At 68.2% G+C, this 21,472-nt stretch carries 26 protein-coding genes; all 26 read left to right on the top strand.

The annotated features are described in order from the left end of the window. The first annotated feature begins 6 nt into the window (after positions 1–6). The 26 genes from V3W47_RS08335 (at position 7) to V3W47_RS08210 (ending at position 21,239) form a co-directional block, all read left to right on the top strand. The gene (locus tag V3W47_RS08335; protein ID WP_331824739.1) at positions 7–1,005 is read left to right on the top strand and encodes a hypothetical protein; all 999 of its coding nucleotides are present in this window, start codon (positions 7–9) and stop codon (positions 1,003–1,005) included. Further along, positions 1,002–1,190: a hypothetical protein gene (locus V3W47_RS08330; protein ID WP_331824738.1), complete on the top strand. Its 189-nt coding sequence runs from the start codon at positions 1,002–1,004 to the stop codon at positions 1,188–1,190. The genes V3W47_RS08335 and V3W47_RS08330 overlap by 4 nt, the downstream gene beginning before the upstream one ends. Beyond that, positions 1,187–2,092, top strand: a complete 906-nt coding sequence (locus tag V3W47_RS08325) for a hypothetical protein (RefSeq protein ID WP_331824737.1) — start codon at positions 1,187–1,189, stop codon at positions 2,090–2,092. The genes V3W47_RS08330 and V3W47_RS08325 overlap by 4 nt, the downstream gene beginning before the upstream one ends. A 52-nt stretch (positions 2,093–2,144) precedes the next feature. Next, a complete protein-coding gene (locus V3W47_RS08320) occupies positions 2,145–2,681 on the top strand; it encodes a hypothetical protein (RefSeq protein ID WP_331824736.1) in 537 nt (178 codons plus the stop codon). A gap of 164 nt (positions 2,682–2,845) precedes the next feature. Further along, entirely contained in the window at positions 2,846–3,154 is a 309-nt protein-coding gene (locus V3W47_RS08315; RefSeq protein WP_331824735.1) for a hypothetical protein, read from the top strand. 244 nt (positions 3,155–3,398) lie between these two features. Then, entirely contained in the window at positions 3,399–4,100 is a 702-nt protein-coding gene (locus V3W47_RS08310) for a PRTRC system protein B (RefSeq protein WP_331824734.1), read from the top strand. Continuing rightward, the gene (locus tag V3W47_RS08305) at positions 4,097–4,879 is read left to right on the top strand and encodes a PRTRC system ThiF family protein (protein ID WP_331824733.1); all 783 of its coding nucleotides are present in this window, start codon (positions 4,097–4,099) and stop codon (positions 4,877–4,879) included. Before V3W47_RS08310 ends, V3W47_RS08305 begins: the two co-directional genes overlap by 4 nt. 104 nt (positions 4,880–4,983) lie before the next feature. Beyond that, positions 4,984–5,256: a hypothetical protein gene (locus tag V3W47_RS08300; RefSeq protein WP_331824732.1), complete on the top strand. Its 273-nt coding sequence runs from the start codon at positions 4,984–4,986 to the stop codon at positions 5,254–5,256. 174 nt (positions 5,257–5,430) lie between these two features. Beyond that, positions 5,431–5,613: a hypothetical protein gene (locus V3W47_RS08295; RefSeq protein ID WP_331824731.1), complete on the top strand. Its 183-nt coding sequence runs from the start codon at positions 5,431–5,433 to the stop codon at positions 5,611–5,613. Further along, positions 5,594–6,163: a Fic family protein gene (locus V3W47_RS08290; protein WP_331824730.1), complete on the top strand. Its 570-nt coding sequence runs from the start codon at positions 5,594–5,596 to the stop codon at positions 6,161–6,163. The genes V3W47_RS08295 and V3W47_RS08290 overlap by 20 nt, the downstream gene beginning before the upstream one ends. A 472-nt stretch (positions 6,164–6,635) precedes the next feature. Further along, the gene (ligA, locus tag V3W47_RS08285; RefSeq protein ID WP_331824729.1) at positions 6,636–8,696 is read left to right on the top strand and encodes an NAD-dependent DNA ligase LigA; all 2,061 of its coding nucleotides are present in this window, start codon (positions 6,636–6,638) and stop codon (positions 8,694–8,696) included. Positions 8,697–8,788: 92 nt separating this feature from the next. Further along, positions 8,789–9,049 (top strand): hypothetical protein, encoded by a 261-nt coding sequence (locus V3W47_RS08280; protein ID WP_331824728.1) that lies wholly within the window; start codon positions 8,789–8,791, stop codon positions 9,047–9,049. Between the two features lie 84 nt (positions 9,050–9,133). Beyond that, a complete protein-coding gene (locus V3W47_RS08275) occupies positions 9,134–9,838 on the top strand; it encodes a hypothetical protein (RefSeq protein ID WP_331824727.1) in 705 nt (234 codons plus the stop codon). 49 nt (positions 9,839–9,887) lie between these two features. Then, complete coding sequence (locus V3W47_RS08270; RefSeq protein ID WP_331824726.1) at positions 9,888–11,141, top strand: hypothetical protein; 1,254 nt, start codon at positions 9,888–9,890, stop codon at positions 11,139–11,141. A gap of 59 nt (positions 11,142–11,200) precedes the next feature. Next, positions 11,201–11,449, top strand: coding sequence for a hypothetical protein (locus tag V3W47_RS08265; protein ID WP_331824725.1), 249 nt, complete (start codon positions 11,201–11,203; stop codon positions 11,447–11,449). 82 nt (positions 11,450–11,531) lie between these two features. After that, the gene (locus tag V3W47_RS08260) at positions 11,532–11,840 is read left to right on the top strand and encodes a hypothetical protein (RefSeq protein WP_331824724.1); all 309 of its coding nucleotides are present in this window, start codon (positions 11,532–11,534) and stop codon (positions 11,838–11,840) included. Positions 11,841–12,117: 277 nt separating this feature from the next. Further along, positions 12,118–12,405: a hypothetical protein gene (locus V3W47_RS08255; protein ID WP_331824723.1), complete on the top strand. Its 288-nt coding sequence runs from the start codon at positions 12,118–12,120 to the stop codon at positions 12,403–12,405. An 11-nt stretch (positions 12,406–12,416) separates the two neighbouring features. Next, the gene (locus V3W47_RS08250; protein WP_331824722.1) at positions 12,417–12,809 is read left to right on the top strand and encodes a hypothetical protein; all 393 of its coding nucleotides are present in this window, start codon (positions 12,417–12,419) and stop codon (positions 12,807–12,809) included. Further along, positions 12,806–13,504: an N-6 DNA methylase gene (locus V3W47_RS08245; RefSeq protein ID WP_331824721.1), complete on the top strand. Its 699-nt coding sequence runs from the start codon at positions 12,806–12,808 to the stop codon at positions 13,502–13,504. The genes V3W47_RS08250 and V3W47_RS08245 overlap by 4 nt, the downstream gene beginning before the upstream one ends. 367 nt (positions 13,505–13,871) lie before the next feature. Continuing rightward, entirely contained in the window at positions 13,872–14,417 is a 546-nt protein-coding gene (locus V3W47_RS08240) for a hypothetical protein (protein WP_331824720.1), read from the top strand. A 45-nt stretch (positions 14,418–14,462) separates the two neighbouring features. Further along, positions 14,463–15,104, top strand: a complete 642-nt coding sequence (locus V3W47_RS08235) for a hypothetical protein (protein WP_331824719.1) — start codon at positions 14,463–14,465, stop codon at positions 15,102–15,104. Positions 15,105–15,240: 136 nt separating this feature from the next. Then, positions 15,241–16,242, top strand: coding sequence for an AAA family ATPase (locus V3W47_RS08230; RefSeq protein ID WP_331824718.1), 1,002 nt, complete (start codon positions 15,241–15,243; stop codon positions 16,240–16,242). Next, complete coding sequence (locus tag V3W47_RS08225; protein WP_331824717.1) at positions 16,239–17,153, top strand: ParB/RepB/Spo0J family partition protein; 915 nt, start codon at positions 16,239–16,241, stop codon at positions 17,151–17,153. Before V3W47_RS08230 ends, V3W47_RS08225 begins: the two co-directional genes overlap by 4 nt. A 37-nt stretch (positions 17,154–17,190) precedes the next feature. Next, positions 17,191–17,595, top strand: coding sequence for a hypothetical protein (locus V3W47_RS08220; protein ID WP_331824716.1), 405 nt, complete (start codon positions 17,191–17,193; stop codon positions 17,593–17,595). An 897-nt stretch (positions 17,596–18,492) separates the two neighbouring features. Next, the gene (locus V3W47_RS08215) at positions 18,493–19,599 is read left to right on the top strand and encodes a hypothetical protein (protein WP_331824715.1); all 1,107 of its coding nucleotides are present in this window, start codon (positions 18,493–18,495) and stop codon (positions 19,597–19,599) included. Positions 19,600–20,135: 536 nt separating this feature from the next. Further along, on the top strand, positions 20,136–21,239 hold the full coding sequence (locus V3W47_RS08210; RefSeq protein ID WP_331824714.1) for a hypothetical protein: 1,104 nt from the start codon (positions 20,136–20,138) through the stop codon (positions 21,237–21,239). The last annotated feature ends 233 nt before the right edge of the window (positions 21,240–21,472 follow it).

Raw genomic sequence — 21,472 nt, 5'->3', positions numbered from 1 at the left:
AAGACCATGCAGCTTCATGGAGCCCGGTACCACCTGTACCAGCCGCCAGGCTCGCCGCCGCCCGCCGGATACGATCACCTGATCCGGGCAGGCGTACCCCTGGCCTCCCCTCCCCTGTCCGGCGACCACCCCAGCGTGTGGGCGGTCCGCGAGGTCCTGACCCCGCTGCTCGCGCCACTGGGCGAGCTGGACTGCGCGTGCCGGGTGTACGAGGTGACTCGGCGCACCTGCGCCCTAACCGTGGGGTTCGTGCGCCACACCCAGGGCATGAACATCCCTCACATCGACCACCTGCCCGCGCTGTACGAGGGACTGCCGGAGGGAACGCTCGGCAGCGTGCTGTCCCACCTGTGCGAGGGGGCGGCGGGGGTCTACCCGGTCTTCACCCCGCAGTTCGCGCTGGAGTACACCTTCCCCGAGATCGACGCGACCACCACCTCGGGACGCGAGAAGGGGCTGTGGCAACTGGCCGAGGAGTACGGCACCCTGGCCGAAGACCTGCCCACCCTGGAGGCGGCCCTGGCCGAAGAGGGCGTCACGACCCCGACCGTCATGGCCGAGGCCCTGGCACCCTACCTGACCGACGACCCACTGGGTCTGGAAAGCCTCACGCGGCTGGCCGCCGGGCATCCCCACCTGCGACGGGTGGTTCGCGCCCTGACGGCCCTGCACGAGGTCTCGCGGCAGGTGCCGACGCCCGAGTGGGACGACTGGAAAGCTGGGGAGGACGGCCCCTTCGAGAGCGCCACGGTGAGTGGGTTCGCCGCCGCGCTGTTCGTCTCCGCGCCGGGGCGGCCCGGGCAGCGCCACGTGCCCTGCCAGGTCGAACACGCCCTGGACGACCTGGGCGACCGGGGCATGAACACCGAATTCGCGCCGCACTGGGTGGTCCATCTGCAAGACGTGGCCGCCGCCCGGCGGCTGCTGGACTACGCGGCCGTCGCGCCGCGCGTCCAACGCGCCGCGCAGTCGGTCCTCACCCAACTGACACGGAGGCCCCCATGAACAAGCAGGAGCTGATCAAATGGCTGCGCACCGCCCCCCAGGACCCCAAGGACGCGGGGGCCAAGATCCTGGAGGGCGAACGCTCGCCCGAGCACCGCACGCTCGCCCAGGCAGTCGCCGGGCTGAAGCACGTGGGCCCGGCGCTGCACGTTCCGCATCCGGACGACGCGGAACTGCTGCCGTGAACATCCACGGCGCGAGGTCCCACCTCCGCAGCGGCACCGTCCCCCAGCACGTGGGCGTGTTCGAGCACCTCGCGCGCCACCGGCTGCTGCCGGGGCGGCCCGAGCCGGGCGAGACGCTGCCAGTGTTTGCCGGACGTGCCCTGAAAAGCGGCCTGCGCGCCCGGTTTCCGGAAACGGCCGTTCCCACGATCCGCCTGGAGGTCGCGGGTCACCCCCTCGGACACCACCCGGCCACGCTGGAGGTGAGCTACCAGCCGGTGATCGAGTACCGTGGCCTCTCGGCCGAGTTCCTGAACGTCACCGACCCGCTGTGGCTGCAAACGGTCATGGCCTACCTCAGCACCGCCAGCTCGCAGGGCCTGTCGGTCTGGACCCCCTACGACGCCTGGCACCACTACACCCGGGGGTGGGGCGACTTCGAGAGCTTCCGGCGCCAGTGCGGGGTAGACCAGCAGGTGCCGGAGCAGGACCTGACCGACCGGGACGTGCAGGCCTGGGCCGAGATGCACGACATGCTCGATCCCTGGACGGTGGCGCGGCAGCTTCGCCTCGACCTGGGAAGCAAGTTGCTCTCCCTCCCTGCCCTGGAGCGCCAGGCCGCCACGCCGCTGCACCGCCGCATCGCCGAGCAGCTCGTGGCACTGGTGCGCCTCGACCGGCGCATCCCGGCCGGGTACACACAGCAGCAGCGGCCCTGCCCCCACGTGATCGCCTTTTACGACGGAGACGACGGCTTGTGCCTGGAGTTCGCCAACGAGTTTCTGGAAACCGTTGACCTTGGCCCGGCCTTACGGGTGAACGTGGACCAGGGAGGGCTGGGGGTCTTCAACACCTACGCCAGACACGCCCAGACCCTCTTCCGCCACACCGAGGCGCTGCTCGACCTGCTTCAGGAACTCTGATGCCGGGCCCCACTCCCGCCGGGCGTCGCCGCTGACGCGGCAGGAGGAGGGCATGCTGACCATTCTTCGGGAAGAAGACGCGGCCCGGCGGCACCTTACCACCTACCAGGACGGCTTCGAACGCCGCATCCTCCAGATGGACCACCAGCCGTCGGCGGACGGCCGTGTCGCCTGGCGCATCACCGAGGAGGAAGGAGCGGTCCTCGCCTCCGGCTCCATCGAGGCGCCCGCCGACGGGGACTCCCCGATTGAGCGGCTCAATGACCAGGTGCGCGCGGAGATGCTTCCGGTGCAGGTCTGGCAGCCGCGTACAAAGGAATTCCAGCTCCAGGCCCTCACCCACTGGAGGGCCGGGTTCCCGCCCTTCCCCGAGGCGTACCGGTTGGTCGCCACCCTCGACGTGCCGGAGCCCGAGGCGGTCTTCGTGATCTGCCAGCACTTCACTGAGGACGGCTGGTTGCGCGACCCACGGGTGCGTGCCCGGGCGCAGAGCGCGCACTCCATGTGCGTGGGGGACGTGGTGGTCACACCGGACGGCCAGGCCTGGCGCGTCCTGGGCTGCGGCTGGGAGGAACTGCCCAGCACCTAACGGGGTCAGGCAGTGGCGGAGGGGCTCACATTCACAAGGAGGCGGTGACCGGGTGAGGGCCTGGGCGGAATCGAGACCACCTCCGGTGGGAAGCCGCGCGGCGCCGGAGGTACCCCTCGCTCCCACCTCGCCCCCATTGGGCTCTCACCCCCAGGGAGAACGACATGATCCTGCCCATCCCCAACCGAATCACCGAGGGCGACGACTTCTACATCAGCTACAACGCCGTGGACACTTCCATTTACGGCAGCGACTCTACGGCTCTCGTGTGGGGCGAGATGCAGGGCTTCTACATCCTGAACGGCGACCACCGCGAGCGGTATGCCTCCCCGATTTCCCAGGGCTGGGATGCCTGCTACGCCTACTACCTCGCCCACCCCGAGCTGCACAACCCGCGCGGCGACAAACAGTTTCCCCCCCTCACCGGCGCCGAGCTGCTGGAACTCGGCAGCTCGAAACGCCCGACGACCTGAGGTATGACGTCCTCTCCCCCACGTCTGGGCAGGCCGCGTGCCCGCCCGCTCAACCAACCCGGCCCCCGTTGGCGTGCGTCGCATGTCGACCACGCAGGGTCTCACGGTGACAGACGCAGACGGGGGCGCAGTCGTGTGCGCGAGGAAGCGGGCGGTGCGGATGCCAGAGAGGGAACGCCACCTCCTACCCGCAGTCGTCGCACCCCTGCCGGGGCGCCGGGATCAATCGTCAAGGAGGTTTTCCATGCACGTGGACATCCAGATCGACGCCGGACGCGACTACCAGCCCCACGCCGCCATCCTGGTCTACCGCGACGGGCAGTCCGGCCAGACCATCGCCGAGTTTCACCCCGCCTACCGTCAGGGACAGGAGTTCCACGTCGCGGAGGCGCACCCCTTAACCTCCGGCGACGTGAAGGAGCTGCTCGACAGCCTGGGCGCCACCGCGCTCCAGTTCGTCCCTCAGCACGCCGTGGCGGTCAGTGCCCTCGCGGTCGCTTGGTGGACCCCGGCGCAGAACCGGGCGATGTTCTTCCTCAGCCACACCGACAAGGCCGTGAACGAACTCAGCGGTCAGGTCTTCCCGCAACCTCCGCTGCTGTTCATCGCCCGGCGAGGCAGCCTGACCGTGTACGCGCTCGCCGAGAACGCCCGCCCGGGTCCCGACACCCCGCTGATGTGCGCGCCCTACTTCAACATCTTCCAGGGGCACGGGGTGTGCCGGGGCACCACCCCCTACCCCGAGCAGGTGGACGCTGGCCGCGTAGGCGAGTGGGAGCGCGCCTTTTTCGGGTCCAACTTCACGCACAACGCCGCAGGCACCCGCAAGATCACCACTTTCGGCGGCAGCCACGCGGAACTGTGGCTCGCCGCCGAGCGCGCGGGCGCCTTCGACCCGGCCTGGCTGGTGCCCGCAGGCCGCACCCTGGGGGAGGCCCTGCAATGACCCGCCGCTACCTGCGCCCGCTGAAACGCCCCATGACCGTCGCCGTAGTCGGCTGCGGCGGCACCGGCAGCCACGTCCTCAGTGGCCTGACCCACCTGCACCACGCTGTCCAGGCGCTGGGCGGGCAGGGGCTCACGGTCGTCGCTTACGACCCCGACACCGTGGAGGCGCACAACGTCGTGCGCCAGCGCTTCTACCCGGGCGACGTGGGACAGCACAAGTGCGAGGTGCTGATCAGCCGCATCAACCGCGCCCACGGCCTGCACTGGCGGGCGGTGCCCAAAACCTTCGCCGAGGGGCCGGGCATTCCCAATTTCGACCTGGTGATTGGGTGCGTGGACTCGCGCCGGGGCCGCGCGGAAATCCGCCGCATGATCACCAGCGGTCCCTGCGCCCGCACGCGCTTCTGGCTGGACATCGGCAACGCCCGCTTCCCGGACGGACGTTTCGGTGGGCAGGTGGTCCTGGGCGAGCCCAGCAACCTGCGCAACTGGCGCTCCCGGAGGACCGGACGGCTGCCCATCGCCAGCGAGCTGTACCCGGAGTTGACCAACACCCGCCTCGCAGAGGACGAGCAGCCCTCGTGCAGCGCCCTGGAGAGCCTGAAGCGCCAGGACCTCTTCCTGAATGCCCTGCTCGCCCAGCACGCGCTGAACATCCTGTGGCGGGTGATCCTGGAGTGCAGGCTGGACGTGACGGGCGTGTTCCTGGACGCCAGCTCGCACATCGTCAATCCCGTGTATGCCGAGCTGCTTGGGCAGCGGGAGGCAGCGGACTAACACCGTTCCCCCGGCTTTCTGGAGGACCCGGGGGTGCGGTGCTGTCGCCCGGCACCCCTTCTCAGTCCGCCGTGTGAGCATTCAGCTTCTGGAGAGGGAGACCGATGACACGAACTGACGTTGGTGAAGTGCTCACCCGTACCGATTGGGCGTTGCTGGGCCAGCAAAAGCTCCAACTCGTCCTCGTGATCGACGACCTGGAGAGGCGATGCGACGCAGCCGTGACGTACGGAAGAACCGAGGAGAAAGAGATGTTGTCCATCCGGTTGGAAGCGCTCAGCGGCATCCTCCACTGGATTGATGCTCTTCAGGATGCCGCTCAGGCCGAGGGGTATCCCACCGTGTTCCTGCTTGATGTCGAGGAGGACAGTTTTTGAACCTCATAACCTGGGCGCATGCTTGGAAGGCCCGCGTCAGGAAGAACTCACACCATTACGGAAGGCCGCCGGAGTGGGCGCGCGAGTTCACACTGAGCTGCCAGTTGCTGGCTCGCGCTGTGAGTGGCCAGTCGGCTGCCCCACAAAGCGGCTGGCAGGTACACTGGAGAGACCATGACCCGGCTGCCCGAACCCTTGCCCGCCACTTCACGCCTCCACCTCACGGAGGAGCGGCAGGCCGAGGTCTACCGCCACGTCGCCAGCAGCTTGCGACTGGAGGGGCTGGACACCACCCCCGAACAACTCGCCCGGCTTACCGAGCGGGAGGACGAAGGCCGTGGGTCACACCGGGAGTGACGGACGGCCCTTCACCCCGCAGGAACAGGAGCGCCTCCAGCAGGCGCTCCTTTCCGTGACCCGGCAGGTGGCTGCCTCACCGCCATCTGTGTTGAGTGAGGCGGCGTTGCACGCCTGGCATGTCACCCTGTGTGCCGGAATCGAAGGGATGCAGCCCGGTCACTACCGCCAGGCGGAGATCACCTTCGGCTCGTTCCTCGGCACGGCCCCGCGCCTGATCCCCCGCGAGATGGCCGCCCTTCTGGAGCAGCACCGCGAGAGGCTCCCAAGTCTGGAGGAGCGGCAGCAGGCGGGAGAAGACCTCGCTCAGGCCGTGCTCCACCACGCGACGTGGCTGCACGCCGAACTGATTCGAATTCACCCCTACTGGGACGGGAACGGGCGGCTCGCCCGGCTGGTGCAGGCCTGGCTCTGCTGGCGCTTCGACCAGCCGGTGCCGATCTACACCAACCGGGCACGCTACCTGGCTGCCCTGAACCGGTACCACCACACCAGGAACCTCACCCTGCTGCTCCAACTGAGTCAGGAAAGCCAGAGACGTCCAGGTTGACCGACACGGCGGGGCGGAGCTGCCTCCCCTGCTCCTGGCATCGGTCGGACCCAAGACCTCTCCCCTACCCCCAGGGGTACAGGTGTCGCGCCCCTCTGCGGGCCGCTGGGGTGGGGTGAAGGTTGCCATCTCACGACGATTCCCTCTCGCGGCCAAGCCTGACAGAGCGATGGATCGCACGGACTCATCAGCGGTCGAGTGAAGACGCAGGCCGGGGGGTCACACCGCCTTAACCATCGAGGGCAGCCAGACTGAAAGCCATCCCCACCCTGCTCGCGCGGCCTCATCGTTCCAAGAACCCGAGGCTGCGCTTCCAGCAAGGTCAGGCCGACTGACCCCAGAGCGGTGGAGAGGGCTCTCCCCTCTCCACTCAGCGAGGTCCACACCTCTCGGTGCCACTCCACATACCCAAATACCAGCCGAAAATTCGTCCATGACGGAATAGGATGAGGGCCGCGCCCTCAGGAGAGCCATGACCCAGACGCAGACCCCCGCCCAGCGCCATGCCCAGCTCACCGCCGAGGTCGCCCGGCACAACCGCGCCTACTACGAAGAGGACGCGCCCTCCATCCCCGACTTCGAGTACGACGCCCTGGTGCGCGAGTTGCGTGACCTCGAAGCGCAGCACCCGGACCTCGCGGTCCCGGACTCCCCGGCCCAGACGGTGGGGGGCCGTCCCAGCACGCTGTTCGAGAAGGTCCGCCATCCCACGCCCATGACCAGCCTCGACAACGCTTTTTCCGACGCCGAGCTCGCCGGATTCGACGAACGGGTGGCCCGCGCGCTGAACCTTACCCCCCGGGGGCAGCACTTCGCGTACACCTGCGAACTCAAGATCGACGGCCTGAGCGTGAACCTCTACTACGTGGACGGCGTGCTTCAGTGGGCCGCCACCCGCGGCGACGGTGAGGTAGGAGAAAAGGTCACCGCGAACGTCCTGGGCATCCCTGGCATCCCCACCGAACTGCCCGGGCTGAAGGGGGAACTGGAGGTGCGCGGCGAGGTGTACATGAGCAAGGAGGCCTTCCTCGCCTACAACACCCGGGCAGAGGAAGAGGGTCGCCCGCTGCTCAAGAACCCCCGCAACGGTGCGGCGGGTGCCCTGCGGCAAAAGGACCCCGAAGAGACCCGCCGCCGGAACCTCAGCGTGATCTTCTACGCCCTAGGGAAGCGCGACCACGTCCCGGTTCGGGCCCAGTGGGACATCCTGGAATGGCTGAAGGTCCAGGGCTTCACCACCAGCCCGTATTCGCGCCGGGTCGTGGGCAGCGAGGCGGCGGCGGCCTACCACGCCGAGATGACCGCGGGGCGCGCAGCGCTCCCCTTCGACGCGGACGGCAGCGTGATCAAGCTCGACGACCTGCACCTTCAGGACGAAGCGGGATACACCAGCCGCGCACCGAAGTGGGCCGTCGCCTACAAGTTCCCGGCGGACGTGGCGGAGACGGTGGTGGAGGCCATCACCGTCCAGACGGGCCGCACCGGGAAGCTCACCCCCGTGGCCGAGCTGCGGCCCGTCCAGCTCGAGGGCAGCACGGTCAGCCGGGCGACCCTGCACAACGAGGACTTCATCCGTGGACTGGACCTGCGGGTGGGCGACACGGTGCGGGTCCACAAGTCGGGCGGCATCATCCCCGAGGTGCTGAGCGTGGTGCTGGACCAGCGCCCGCAGGGCCTCCTGCCCTTCGTCTTCCCCACCCACTGCCCGGTCTGTGCCCACGAGGCCGTCCGGCACGAGGGGGCGGCGGGGACGTTCTGCACCAACCCGGCCTGCCCGGCGAAGGCGACGCTGCGGGTGCGGTACTTCGCCTCCCGCGACGTGCTGGACATCAAGGGCTTCGGCGAGCGGCTGGTCGAGCAGCTCGTGGACGCGGGCCTGGTGAAAGACCCTGCGGACCTGTACGCGCTGACCGCCGAGCAGATCGAATCCTTGGAGATGGGCGAGACCACCACGGGTGGCGTGCGCCGGGTGGGCCGCAAGAACGCCGAGAAGCTGGTGGACGAGATCGAGGCGAGCAAGACCCGGGAACTCTGGCGCTTCATCCGGGCGCTGGGCCTGCCCTTTGTGGGCGAGGGGACCAGCACCCGCGTGGCCCGGGTATACGGGAGCCTCAGCGCCCTCCAGTCGGCCTCGGTCGAGGATCTGGCGCGGATTCCCGACGTGGGGCGCCAGACGGCCGGGAGCATCGTCTCCGGGCTGGCCGACCCGGACATGCGTGCCTTCATCGCGCGGCTGGAGGCGGCCGGTGTCCGGCCCACCCCGGGCGAGGACGTGCAGGCGGGTGAGCAATTGGCCGGGTTGACCTTCGTGATCACCGGGACGCTCAGCGTGCCGCGCGACGCCATCAAGGCGCACCTGCAACTGCACGGGGGCCGGGTGAGCGGCAGCGTCACGAAGAAGACCAGCTTCCTGATCGCGGGCGAGGACGGCGGCGGCAAGCTGGACAAGGCGCGCGAACTGGGCGTGCCCACCCTCGACCAGGCGGACCTGAACGCGCTGCTCACCGACCGCGGCGCTCCGGCCATCGGGTAAAGGCACCGGCATCAGGATCGGGGGGCGGCCTGGTGCTGCCCCTCTTCGCCTGCTGGACCCCTCAGGTATCGTGCCAGGCGCGGCGGCGGGGAATGCAGATCGAACAGGGCCGGGTCCAGGCCACCATCACCCCCTGCCGCAGCGGCCTGCTGGTGGTCGTCGAGCGCACGCCCCACCCGGGCAGCAGCGACTTCGTGCGCCAGCACGCCCGGCGGCCGTGGCTAACCGCGCCTCAGCCGGAGGAGGTGCTGCGGCGCGTGGTCCCAGCCGAGGAAGCCGTCCGCCTGCTGGTCCGGGAGGGCCTGCACCTCTCCCTCGCGGAACAGGACGCCCTCACCCGCCTCGAACGCTGAAAGCGCCCAGGCCTTCCTGGTAGGGAAGCGATTTCTCCTTCCAGGAGTCGCGGCCCAGGCCGCTCTGGCTGGGTGGAGGTCACCATGCCACACACTCTTCCTGCCCGCACCCTAGCCCACCCGCCCCAGGCCCTGCGACCGCACGTGCAGGGCTTCGTGCCGCTGACCCTCTCGGGCGAGCGCGTCGAGCGGTTGCTGGCCTGCCTGGACGAGCACACCCGGGCCACACCCACGCAACTCGCGGACGCGCTGGGCATGACCTGTGCCGCCGCCCGTCCGCTGATCGACGAGCTGTGCAGCCGTGGACTGGCCCGGCCCGCGGGAGGTGGCCGCCGCCTCTACGAGCGTGCCCAGACTCCGGTGCAGCCGAGGCTGGTGCTCGACCGTCTGCGGCCGATTATCCAGACCTCCTTGCAAGGCCGTCCGGCCCTGGCCTCCGGCGTGGCCCGCGACCTCGGCGAGCCGCCGGAAAACGTGGCGGAGACCTGCAAGGCGATGCACCTGGAAGGGGAACTGCGCGGCGTTGCCGTGGGGGCGACCTTCGTGTACTCCGTCGACCCCGCCGTCATCCAGCAAGGCCTCCCGGACAGGACGGACGCGGTGGCCGCTCCTCAACCTGCCGCTCCCCACCGTGGGCGCATCACCGAGGACCTGGTGCGCCAGGTACAGGCGGCCCTGCCCCCGGCCAGACGCCGGGCAGGCGGCGAGGTGGAGCATGTGGCCGAGCGCTTCGGCCTCAGCCCCAGTCAGGTCTACCGCGCCTTGAAGCAGGTCCTGGCCTCCAGGTAGCCCAGGGGTCGCGGCCCGGCGGGGCCGCTCCGGAGGGGTGGAGGTTTCCATGACCCAGACCCTGCCCGAGACCGCCCCGCTCTCCCCCACCACGCCCGGCGCCGCCAATCCCAAGGCCGTTGCCCTGCTGCTCAAACGCGCAGGCGGCCTGGAACGCCGGGCGCAGCAGAAGGAAACGCCCTCTTACGTGGGTATGAACATGACCCGCAAGCGCAGCCTCGACGCGGGCAGCCGGGCCGATGACGCCTTCCGCCTGCGCCGCCTTCAACGTGCCTACCGGGCGGTGGCCAGTGGTCTGGAGGACGGCACGCTCCCGGCCGTGCTTGCCCGGGTCACCGACCCCAGGTTGATCGAACTGCTGGTCCACCTTGGTCCTGATCACGCCCACTCGCTCGCCACTGTCTGTCTCGCCGACGAGGAGTTGGGGGCGCTGCGGAGCCACCGGCCCCACTCCCTCGTTCTGGAAAGCGTCAAGGCGCTGCCGGTGAGCTACGGCTGGCTGCGCGAACTCCTGCCCGAGCAGGTGAACGGGGTCCTGACCATCTTCCGGGAATTGGCACCCCTGAAGCCCTTCGAGCACATCACGGTGAACTGCCAGCGGTTCGTGTCTGATGCGAAGACCTGGGAGGCCTCGCACGCGTGTGGCTTGACCACCCCAGCTCTCGTCGTGGAGGCCGCGGCCGCCCTGCGTGCCCTGGCGGAGTCGCGGGTCGATCCAGCCCGTGCCCGGCGCGACCGGGTGGCGGCCCTGGAACGGGACCTGGTCGGATACCGCGTGCCTGGGTTCTGGCCCACGCCCGCCCCGCTCGCCACGCATCTGGCGACGCTGGCCGACCTTCGTCCGGGCCTGCGCGTCCTGGAGCCCCAGGCAGGGAAGGGCGACCTGGTGGACGCGCTGCTGGCCCTGGAGCCGGAACTGCATGTGGAGGTCTGCGAACAGAATGGACGGCTGCGCGAGATGCTCGAGGCCAAGGGGTACCGGCTGATCGGCGACAACAGCATGGCCCTGCGGGGCGAGTGGGACCGCGTCGTCATGAATCCGCCCTTCGAGGGGCTGGCCGACATCAGCCACGTGCAGCATGCCTACCGCCTGCTCGCCCCCGGCGGGGTTCTGGTGACCGTGATGGGGAACGGACCGTTCTTCCGGCAGGAACAGGTGGCCCAGGACTTTCGGGCCTGGCTGGAGGGCGTGGACGCAGAGGTGAACACCAACGACCCGGACGCCTTCAAGGTCAGCACCACCGGGCACAGCACCGGGGTCCAGACCCGCACCCTGCGAATCGTAAAGCCGCCCCTGGGGTAAGGAGCGGTGGGGGCAGGCTCTCCCCTGCCCCCCCGCCCTGCTCGTCAAGGAGGAAGGTCATGATCAGCCCCAGCGCACCGGCGGGAGTCCCCGTGTACTCCCCGATCTGCTGCCCGAACTGCGGCAGACCGCACGTGGACCTGACCCACCGCCAGGACCCGGAGCTGTTGGGCTGCACCTGTTGCGGCCTGGTGGACGATCTCCTGCAATTTCGCCCCGCCCACCTGCTGGGCAGGCCGACCCCGGCGACTCACGTCCAGGGGTCGCGCCTGCGGGCGCTGGGGGCGCAGGTCCAGGAGGAGGTATGAAGTACAGCGTCATCGCCAGCATCACCGGCTCCATCTCCTCGCCCACTGCGCCACACCGGAACTGGCCGAGCAGGCCCGGCGGGTGCTGCAAAGCCACTCCGGCCCCAACTCCTGTCACCTCCTCCCGGTCACCGGCCTGGAGCGGGACGCCAGCGGAGCACCCCTGTCCCGCCTGACGACCGAGGACGATCTCCGCCTGGTCGACGCGGTGTGGTGCACCTTCGGTCCAGAGGTGAAGTGCGTCGTGGTTCTGCCGGTCGTGACCCTTAAAGGGCCGGTGTGGGATGAAGCGCGGCTGGTCCAGGGCCAATGGCTCGCCCTGGCCCGCGAGGCGGATCGGGGCCGGGAACTGATCGAACGGCAGGGCGAGGGGCAGGCGTCGCTCCCCTGATGGGGAGCGCTGGTCCGCCATGTCATCCGGACCCCAGCGTTTCAACCCGGACCTCTGGCGCCGCTCGGAAACCCCTGCGAACTCTCCAGCTCCCACGCCGGAGTTGCCCCCAACTCCCGCGCCGGGACCTCCCCCAACTCTGGAGACGGCCTCGCAAGCGGCCCCAGCGGCCTTCCAAGAAGCACCACTGCCCCGCGCCCCCCGGGCTCCGCCGGAGGGGGCGAAGAAAAAGTCCCTGGCCCGGGAGTACCCCGTTCGCCTGCTTCCACCGCCCCACATGGATAAGGACCAATGCGAGGCAGCCTACGAGCAACTCAGCGACGAGATCCGGGCGCGCTTCCCCGGCGCGTACGCCGTCCAACTCGTCGCGACGCACCACGGGCACCGCACCGGCCTGAGCCTCCTGGTCCGCAACAAGCTGGGCGACCCGCTCGACCTGGCGCGTGGTGACGGCACCCCGCCGTTCGACCTGGTCGACCGGCTGATGGAATTGGTCGGCCACGGCGACTGGCTTCTCGCCAAGTCCCCTCCTGCCTTCTCGGGAAGGGACGATCACCCGTCCTGAAGGAGACCATCATGCGCACTGTTTATCTGAGCACGCCTGTCCGGCCACGCGAAGACGACTCCCCCGAGCGCATCCAGCAGAGCACCATGAACTGTCTGGCGGCGGCGGGCCGCCCATTTCCCTACCCCAAGGTGTGCTTGGTGCTGGAGGTCGGGCGACGATTCGTCGGTCAGTTCGAGTTCCGCTGCAGCGCCGTTACGGAACGGGGTGCCCCGCTGTCCTCGCCGGGGGCGTGGGTGACCTTTCTGGAGGAGCGGTGTGCGGCTGGAAGCGTCCTGTGTTCCGAGGACGGCTCGACCTTCACCTTGGGCGCCTTTCTGACGCTGCCGGACGTCCGGCGCCGCACCAAGGCGGGCGTCGCGCCGCAGACGGCGCCAGGGGAGGTCGAGGAGGCACCACTTTGACGAACCCATCCTGGCTGAAGATCGTCCTTAAGATCGAACAGCGGCACTCGGGCGTGTTCCGGGACCTCGTGACCCTGGCGGCCTGCGTGTGCAGCTCGGGTCAGCGCGAGGACGAGTACCGGCGCACCGCGGGGAAGTTCACCCCGGAGGAACTGTGCGCCTTGTGCGAGGCCTTCGGGGATCTGCTGCGCCTGAAGCCCGAAGACCCGTTCCTGGACCTGTTCGGCGCGACCTACATGGAACGCTTGAGCAGGCACGCGCAGCGCCATCTGGGTGAGGTCTACACGCCGGGTTCGGTGGCGCTGCTGATGCCCAAGATGGCGATGCACCCGCCCGAACCCGGCGAGACCCTGAAGGTGGCGGAACCGGCGGTCGGGAGCGGCACCCTGGTCCTGGCCACCGCGCAGGCGCTGGAGGACCTGGGGGTCAGCCGCCTTCACATGCAGGTGGTGGCCACCGACCTCAATCCATTCGCGGTAGACATGGCGCTGGTGAACCTGGGCCTCGCGAGCGTTCCGGCAGTCATTCGGCACGGCAACAGCCTGACGGGACAGATCTTCCACGAGTACCCGACGCCTGCCTGGCACTTCACGTCCCCGTACAGCGGTGAACCGGGTACCCATCGTCTGCAAGAGGGTGACGTACTGGGCATGTTGCGATTGACCGCCCTGCTCCCCGTCAGAGCGGTGGGCTGAGACGCCGAACCGGCAGTCCCATGCACTCTGCCGGTTCGGCTCCGGGCGAAAGCAGGGGTCGCTTACCCTCATACCGTGAAGGGAGGTGCCCTGTGGTGCTCCCCTCCCGCGCCCACTCTCTGGGGCCGGGGAAGTGAAGTCACGGTCAGGGGCATGACCGCGAAAAAGGTGCCGGAACAGCCCTTATGGGGCCAGGGGAGAGGGGTGAACTGCCGGAGATGGCCTGACCGCAAAGCTGAGGACACCGGGTGTCCTTCACGTCCCATCAGGAAAGAGGAGCAAGGGTTATGCTCTGCGCGTAACAGCAGATGGTGACAGCACAGAGAACATTCGTCCCGGCGGCACGTGGGAAGAGGGGAGAGTGTGTATGAACGAAGAGGGTGCGGGCAGGCGGCCGAAAGTCGAAGAAGGCCAGGTGCTGATTCTTGAACCGTTCGCTGGCGAAAGCGTTCGGGTGAAGCTGCTGGAGGGGCTGACGGCTGCCGATGCCACACAACTCCTGACCGAGACCTGCGGCCTGCTTGTGACCCGGGGGCCACGGGCCGTGCTCGAGGTCGCCGTCGAGCAGGAGTTCCTGGAGCCGGAGCGCCAGATGCGGCGTCTCCTCGACCGTATGGCCGCCGCCGAGCAACAGATCAGCCAACTGGTGGGTGAGTACCGCACGGTCCACCAACCCTTCCGGGAAGGAAGTCTGCTCGGCCTCATCCTGCGGCAGCTCTACCCGGAGGTGGACTCCGAGAATGTCCAGGTCACCTCGGTCCAGACCAGCGCACCATATGACGCGCCGCCCAATCCCTGGTACCTGCTGAAGGAGGGGGACGCCGACGGCGCCAACGCACTTCTCCGTGAGGCCCTGGACTGGGGCGAAGCGTTCACCGATCAGGCGACCGCCGTCTTGCTGTACTGGCGGTGAACTGGGGATTCAGAGCCCTGCGCCCCCTGGAGAAGAAGGAAACCTATGCTGACGACCACCGTTACCCTCCTGCGTGAACCCCTCCGCTTCACCCTGAACATCACGGTCGCCGCCCTCCTCGCGGCATACGGTGCCCTGGTCATGGTGGCGAGCCTGATCTCGCTGAACGTTCGGGCTCCCAGCCCTTCCAACACGCTTGACTTCGACATGGCCCGGGTCCAGGCCGTTCCCGTGCTGTCCGCCCTGATCGAACTGGGAATTCGGCGTGATCTCTGGCTTACCAGCGTTCTGCTGCTGCCTCTCTTGCTGATCTGGGGCTGGTCAGCCCTCGGGGATCGCCGGGCCAGGTACAGAGCACCTGTGCCCCGGCCGACCGTTCTCACTATCCCTTCCTTACGAGGTTTCTGGCACAGCCTCACAGCCACACTGCTCTTCTTCAGCGTCATCAACATGGTTCTGCTTTTCCTGGGATTGCTTACCCCAGGATGGATCGCCCACTCAATCTCCTGGGGGACGGTGGGAAATACCCTGCTGTGCTGGCTGGCCATGAGCACCCTCGCCTTTCTCAGCCGCAGTCTCGTAGAGGTTCCGAGAGAAAGACGGCAGGTCGTCGAGTACGTGGTTCTAGGGCTTGGCAGCGTCGTGGCCGTCCTGGGCTGTTTGACGATGCTCAGCCTCCTGAACTGACTTCCAACCTCTCCACGATGCGGAGGCACTCCAGGGTGCCTCCATTGGCATGGGTGCCCTGAGAACAGGATCAGACGACGGCCTAGGGATAGCAGCGAGACTTGCAGAAGTTGTACAACTTCCGTAAGATCGGCGGGTGGAGAGCGATGCGAGCTGCAAGTCGGCGACCCTCCGCACGAACCTGTACGCCACGCTCGACCAGGTGAAGGCGGGACGGCGCGTCGTGATCGAGCGGCACGCCGCGCCGATGGCCGCCCTGATTCCCATGACGGATTACTGGGACCTCATCATGCGCCGCGCCCGCCAGCACCGCCCCAAGGAGGAATTCATGCCCACCCAACGCCTCGTGATCGCCAACGCCTCGGGAGGGGAGGGGAAGTCGACGGTCGCCCGCGAGCTGGCGTACAGCCTCGCCCTGCTGGGGTACAAGGTGGCGCTGTTCGACCTCGACCCGCAGGCCAGCCTCACCAAGGCGCTGGGCCTGCACGACGACCCGGCCTCCCCGGCCCGCACCGAGGAGGCGACCGTCGGCCGGGTGTTCTCACGCGACGAGCCGCCCCCGTTGCCCGAGCCCATGCAGGTGCACGGCGTGGACGTGTGGCCCGCCAACGATTCCCTGAACAGCGTCGACAACGTACTGAACAATGACTTCGCCCGCGCCGCCAACCTGCGCGAGGCGCTGGACGCCTACCTGGGCGCTATGGCGGAGCCGTACGATTTCGTCATCCTGGATACCAAGCCGCAGCGCACCAATTTCCTCACCGCGAGCGTGGCCGCGGCCGATCACCTGCTGGTGCCGGTCTCCGGCATCAAGGGCCTGGAGAATCTGGACGTCCTGCTGAAGCTGGTCAAGGTCGCCAGGGGTATCGCCCCCGCCCTGACCCTGCGCGCGTTCATCCCCAACCGCATCCGCGAGAACGTGGATCACCACAAGGAGCTGCTGCACCACCTCCAGACCGACCTGTCCCGACTCGCGCCGGTCACCTCCAACGTGCGCGACAGCCTGGCGACGATGGGAGGCGCCACCCAGCAGCGCCTCCCGGCGGTGCTCTACAAGCCGAAGGCGAAGGTCAGCGAGGACATCAGCGCCATGACCCTGAACGTGCTGGGGATCCTCGGCGTGAAGGTGCCCGCGTGACCGTCAAAGGCAAGAAGCCGGGTGCCGGGTTCGCCCACCTGGTGCCCTCCGTGGACGAGCTGGCCGCCATCACGCAGCAGGCCGTGCTGGTCAACGCCCCGGTCTCCAGCGTGCACGTCCTGCCGGGCTTTAATCCCCGTGGACGGTACAGCGGAGACGAGCTGACCTCGGAAAAACTCCAGGAGCTGGTGAAGTCGATCCGGGAACACGGGGTCCTGCAACCCCTGTGGGTGCGCCTGCGCGGCGGGGAGTACGCCGTAATCGCCGGTGAGCGGCGGTACCAGGCCGCAATGCTTGCCGACCTCACTCATCTGCCGGTCCTGAACTTCGGTGCGGTCAGCGATGAGCGGGCCGAGGAACTCGCCCTGATCGAGAACGCCCACCGGACCAACCCGTCCATCGTCGACCAGACGCTCAGTGGCTTCAAACTGCTGGCGCTCCGTACGAAGATGAGTCAGGAGGAACTGGTGCGCTACCTGAACGGGGTGCGCAAGGGGCAGCTTGAGGACACTTACGGCGTGGGGGAATGGCTCCAGACAACCTACGGCACCGGCATCAGTGTGTGGGCGCAACAGCGCAGCAAGATCTTGAACTTCACCCCCGAGGAGTTGAATGCCGTCCAGGCGAGGCAACTGGACGTGAAGGCAGTGTACGCGCTGCTGAAGGTCGAGAATCGCGACAAGCGGCGCGAATTGCTCGCAGAAGCGGTGCAGCACGGCTGGAAGGCGGAGGATGTCCGCCAGGCCGTCCAGGCGCTCGCCCCGAAAAAGGCTCACCCGCTGCTGTCCTCCGTGGAAGGGCTGCGCGGCGACCTTCCGCGCCTCAAGCAGTTGACCGGCAAGGAGGCGGCCCAGGCCCAGAAACTGATCGCAGAGCTGCGCGCCCTGCTGGGTCAGGACAAGCAGCGCTGAGCGGGGAAGAACCTGCCCCGTCCGTATCTTTTCGCGCATGATCCCGGTGTCCTACAATGGGCTGCGTGAGAACGCCACGCTCCGGGTGCACGGGGTGTTGGGTGACCACCCCAAACCCTGCATGACGCCGACCGAGTCTGTCCTTGATGAGGGCGATTCGGACGGCGACCGCGCTGTGGGCACAGCCCGGGGTGACCCGGCTGGGCCAACCGGTGCTGGGGCTTTGCTCTGCCGGGAGCACGACCTCAGCCGCGAGGAGGTGAAGCTGTTGATCGACCTGGGCAACCCGAACATGCTGATGGCCGTGCCGATTTCGCTGGGGTCCGGCCCCCTGCGGGGCGGCCTGGGCAAGGTGTTCGCCAAAAGCCGCCGGGCGAGTGACGTGCCAGAAGCGGCTCAAGGCGAGGGCGAGTCCTCCTTTCCACCAGCCTTGGGTGGTTGAGGTGAGTACGGCCACCGAACAGCCACCTTCGTGAAGCCTGGGCACGCCTGCGACCCGAAGGACACGGGGGAGGGGAGACCGGGCACGGGGTAGGTCTGCATCTGCGTGGGCCGCATGACCAGACAGATCGGCAGGGCGCCAAAATCGACGGCCACCAGCGCCCGTGCTCACGTCTAGCCTGTCAGGCACAGCAGGCTTCGGCAGCGATGACAAGGAAGTCGGCCTGCTGCAATGCCCGGCGGTCGTCAATCGCGGCAAGCTGGGCAGGGACCGTCCGCACACGGTCCCAGGCCCAGAGACCAGAGGAGTTGATCCGAATGAAGCCCAATCCCAAGACCGACGGGCGGAAGACCAGTGCCGAAGGACTGCCTTTCCCGCTGTCGCGCCTGTCGCTTGCGGTGGGATTCCTCCGCCTGCTGCGAGCGCCCGGTTTGCAGTCGCTGGGCGCGAAGGAATCGTTCGGCGACGGGCGCAACCCACTGGTTGCCCAGGCTCTGACCGTTTTCTCAGGCCGGGTCAGCGGCCATTTTCAGCAGCGGCTTTCTGGACCCTTATTCCCAGTCTGCGAGCACATCGAAATTCGCGCTCTGTTCTACAACGGGAGCCGTCTGTTCGAGTACAGGGCCGATTTGACCTCTGACCACGAGGAGTGGCGCTTCCTCCCCTTCGAGGTTGACTCTCCCACCTACCACCCGCTAATGGTGGCCGAAGAGGACGGTCGCCGGTGGAGGCGGGAGTCTCCTCCTGTCTGGAGCAGACGGGCAGGAAGTTGGGTGTCGTGCTGGGTGAGGCGCCGCCGCGGCGCTTCCCGGGTTTCCCCAAGCCGAACTGAGCCCCCCTGGCCCTACGGAAGGGAAGAGGATTTGGGAAGAACCACTCCGGATGCACGCTGAGGGCATGCGCACCCTGTCTCTTTCCCTGTTGCTCGCGCTCGGAGGCGCAGCCCACGCGGCCACACCCACGCACCGTCTGGTGGCGGTCAGTCAGGTGCTGAACTGGCCGACCGGCGACCAGAGCCTCACGTTGAGCGTCCGCGAGCCGGGCCTCGTCACCCTGACGGTGGACCACCCCGGCTTTGACGGCTCGGGGTACACCACACGCCGGACGGCCACTGGCGACGAGCAGTACCGACCTGGGGTAATCACCACCACCTATCGACTTAGGAACGCGGCCGGTCAGGTCATCTTGCGGCGCGACTACGCGGCCGGGCAGGTGTCGCCACAGGCGCTCTTTTCCGAGGCGCTTCAACCCGGCTCTTACCGCCTGACCCTGTCGGTCAGCGGCGCGGCCAAGCGCGCGGTCGGTCTGAGCGTGACCGGCCCGGTTGAGGTCAGCGCCACGACCATCAACCACACCGTGAGGGGGCGCCAGTGGACGCCGGTGAATGCCCTTCGTCTGGGGGGGCAGGCCACGCTGCGGCTGTACAACGGGGACAGCGCCCGGGAGCTGGAGTTGCGCCTCCGCGACGAGAACGGCCAGACCGTGCCGCTTCCCAGCGGCGCACGCGGCCGCTGGACCCAGGTTCCGCTCGCCGCCGGGACAGGCGTGATCGAAGCCCGCCAGGGTCCAGGGGCGAAGCAGTGGAGCAAGTCCTTCGCGCTGTCCCTGCTTGGCGGGCAGGCCCAGGCCGTGCCGCAGATCCTGCAAGCCTGGACGGTCGCGGTGCCGGAGCAGGTGGCCCAAGTGACGCCCGCGCGCACCCAGGTGGTCGAGGTTCAGGACGTGCGCGCCCCGGCCCGCGAGGTCCTGGTCCGCGACGTCACGCCGGTCAAGCTCGCGCTGCAGGTCGCCTTCAGCTCGCCGTTCATGGGCCCGGTGCAGGTGGGAACGTTGCCTACCGGGGCGGTTCAGGGCACCGCCGTCACCACGGGCGTGCCCGTCACTCCGGCCGCGGTGGACGGGCATCTGCAAAAGACGATCACACTCAACCTGACCGCGCAGGACCCCTCCCGCTTCAGCTATGGCCTGTGGCCCGTCCAGATTTCCGGCCATCGCCTTCCATAAGAACGTATTTGGCCCGCTCCCACGTGCCGTGAACGTGAGGGCGGCTTGCGCTGGCTGAAGCCACGTCAGGAGTGAAACCGTGAAAAGGCGAGTCTTGGGCCGTTGGACGTTGATCCTGGGGCTGTTGCTGGGCACGGTGGCGGCTGCCGGTGGGAGTCTCAATGGAACGCGAGGCGGACCGGCGCAAACGGCGGGCCTGGGCTCTGAAGTCATGAGATGAGGCTGCCCCCCGCATTCATCCGTGGGTGCAGTTTGATGTTCGTTATAAGGTGAGGCATGAATGCGGTCGTCCTCCCCCTGCTGGGTGAGCCGCCGGATGCCCACTCCCTGCTGGCGACCAAGGTGGTGCGCTACACCCTCAGCCCACCCAGAGGAGTCTCTGAGTCGTTTGCGGCGCAAGGGCGACCGCTGTGGCTGAGCGGGGCGTTGATGCTGGTGTTGGTGCTCAGCCGTCTGACCCCCACCAACTCGCCCTGCTCACCGTGCCGCGGCAAGACACTCACCGGCGGCGGCCCTCCCTGCCCTGGGCGACGCCCGTGAGCAACGAGGCGACCCAGGAACTGCGGCAACGGGGCCTGCCTGAATCTGGCATGCCCGCCACGCTCCTGGACTCCATCGCGGGGAAGTGGCGGTTCCTCAGCGTCCAGCTTAGCCCTGGCCGCCAGGTCGGCGTTCTGACGGACGGCGCTGCGTCTTCGGAGCAACTCGCTGACGCTGTTCTGGAACGGGCTGCCCAACATAGCGACCTGGAACTGGTCCTGCTGACCCGCGCTTCAGAAGAGAAGCTGGCCGCCCGCTTCGGGGGTCCCCTGGAATTGCCGCGGCATCAGGTGCTCGCCCTCGTCGACGCTGGTGACCGCTTCCAGCTCAACGCACTGCGTGAACTGGCCCAGCGCGTTGCCACCGTCCACCCCAGCGTGCAGGTCACGGGCGAGCAGATCGCTCCCGACGACTTCCAGGCCCTGAACACTGGGCGGCGCCCACCCGCTGACCTGGCCCTGGCCCGACGACGAACTCCTCGAGCTCCATCCGCCGGGTGCCGCCGACTGACGGCCGCGTCCCCACCCCAGGAGACCCAAATGACCGATCCCGCCGACCCCTTCACTGCCTACCGTGAGGCCATGACTACCATGAAGGCACCTTTGCTGGACAGTCCCCTGCGTCCCGTGATCCGCAGCCTGACCGTGGAGGCCGCCTCACTCCACAGCCAGGTGCGGCTACACGTCACGTTGCAGGGCACCCTCCCGGTGGCCGCCCTACTCGGCGATGAGACGTTCCGAAGCCTGCTGGCGCCCATGCTCACCCCTGAGAACGTGGAGCAGGCTCAGGTGCACTTCGAGCACGGCGATTTGGCCTCCCTGAAATCCACTGCCCACGTGACTGGTGTCGATGTCGGCGCCGCAGCCCTGCTGGAGACCGTGGTCGGGGAGTACGTGGGGGCCTTGCGTTTCCGGGGTGAAGTGCAAGCCGGTCTGCACCCCAGAGTGAAGTCCACGGAGGCGGAGATTGCCGCCAGCAGCAGCCTCAACCCTCAGTGGCGTGAGCCGGTCATCACGGCCCACGGCGCCGTGTTCTTGGCGCCCGGCGGCGTGCGGACCGAGATTGACCCACCCCCCCCCGGCGAACGCCCCCCTTTCTGACCACAGGCACGGAGGTTCTGACGACATGAGGCCATCCCCTTGCTCGATCTGTTCACTGACGTTCACAACATCCTTGGCGACATGTCTGTGATGGTTCTCCCGCGACCGGTCTTCTGCCCATGCGCGCGGCCCACGCGCGTTCGCCCCATGGTGGACCGCGGAGGCGTCTCCGGACGCGCCCACCCCGGCCGACCAAGGTCGACCACACCCGCGAGGATGGCCGGTCGAAGGCC

Origin of the sequence: Deinococcus sp. YIM 134068, from assembly GCF_036543075.1 — a bacterium.
GTDB lineage: Bacteria > Deinococcota > Deinococci > Deinococcales > Deinococcaceae > Deinococcus > Deinococcus lichenicola.
This window is presented reverse-complemented; position numbering and strand designations above follow the sequence as displayed.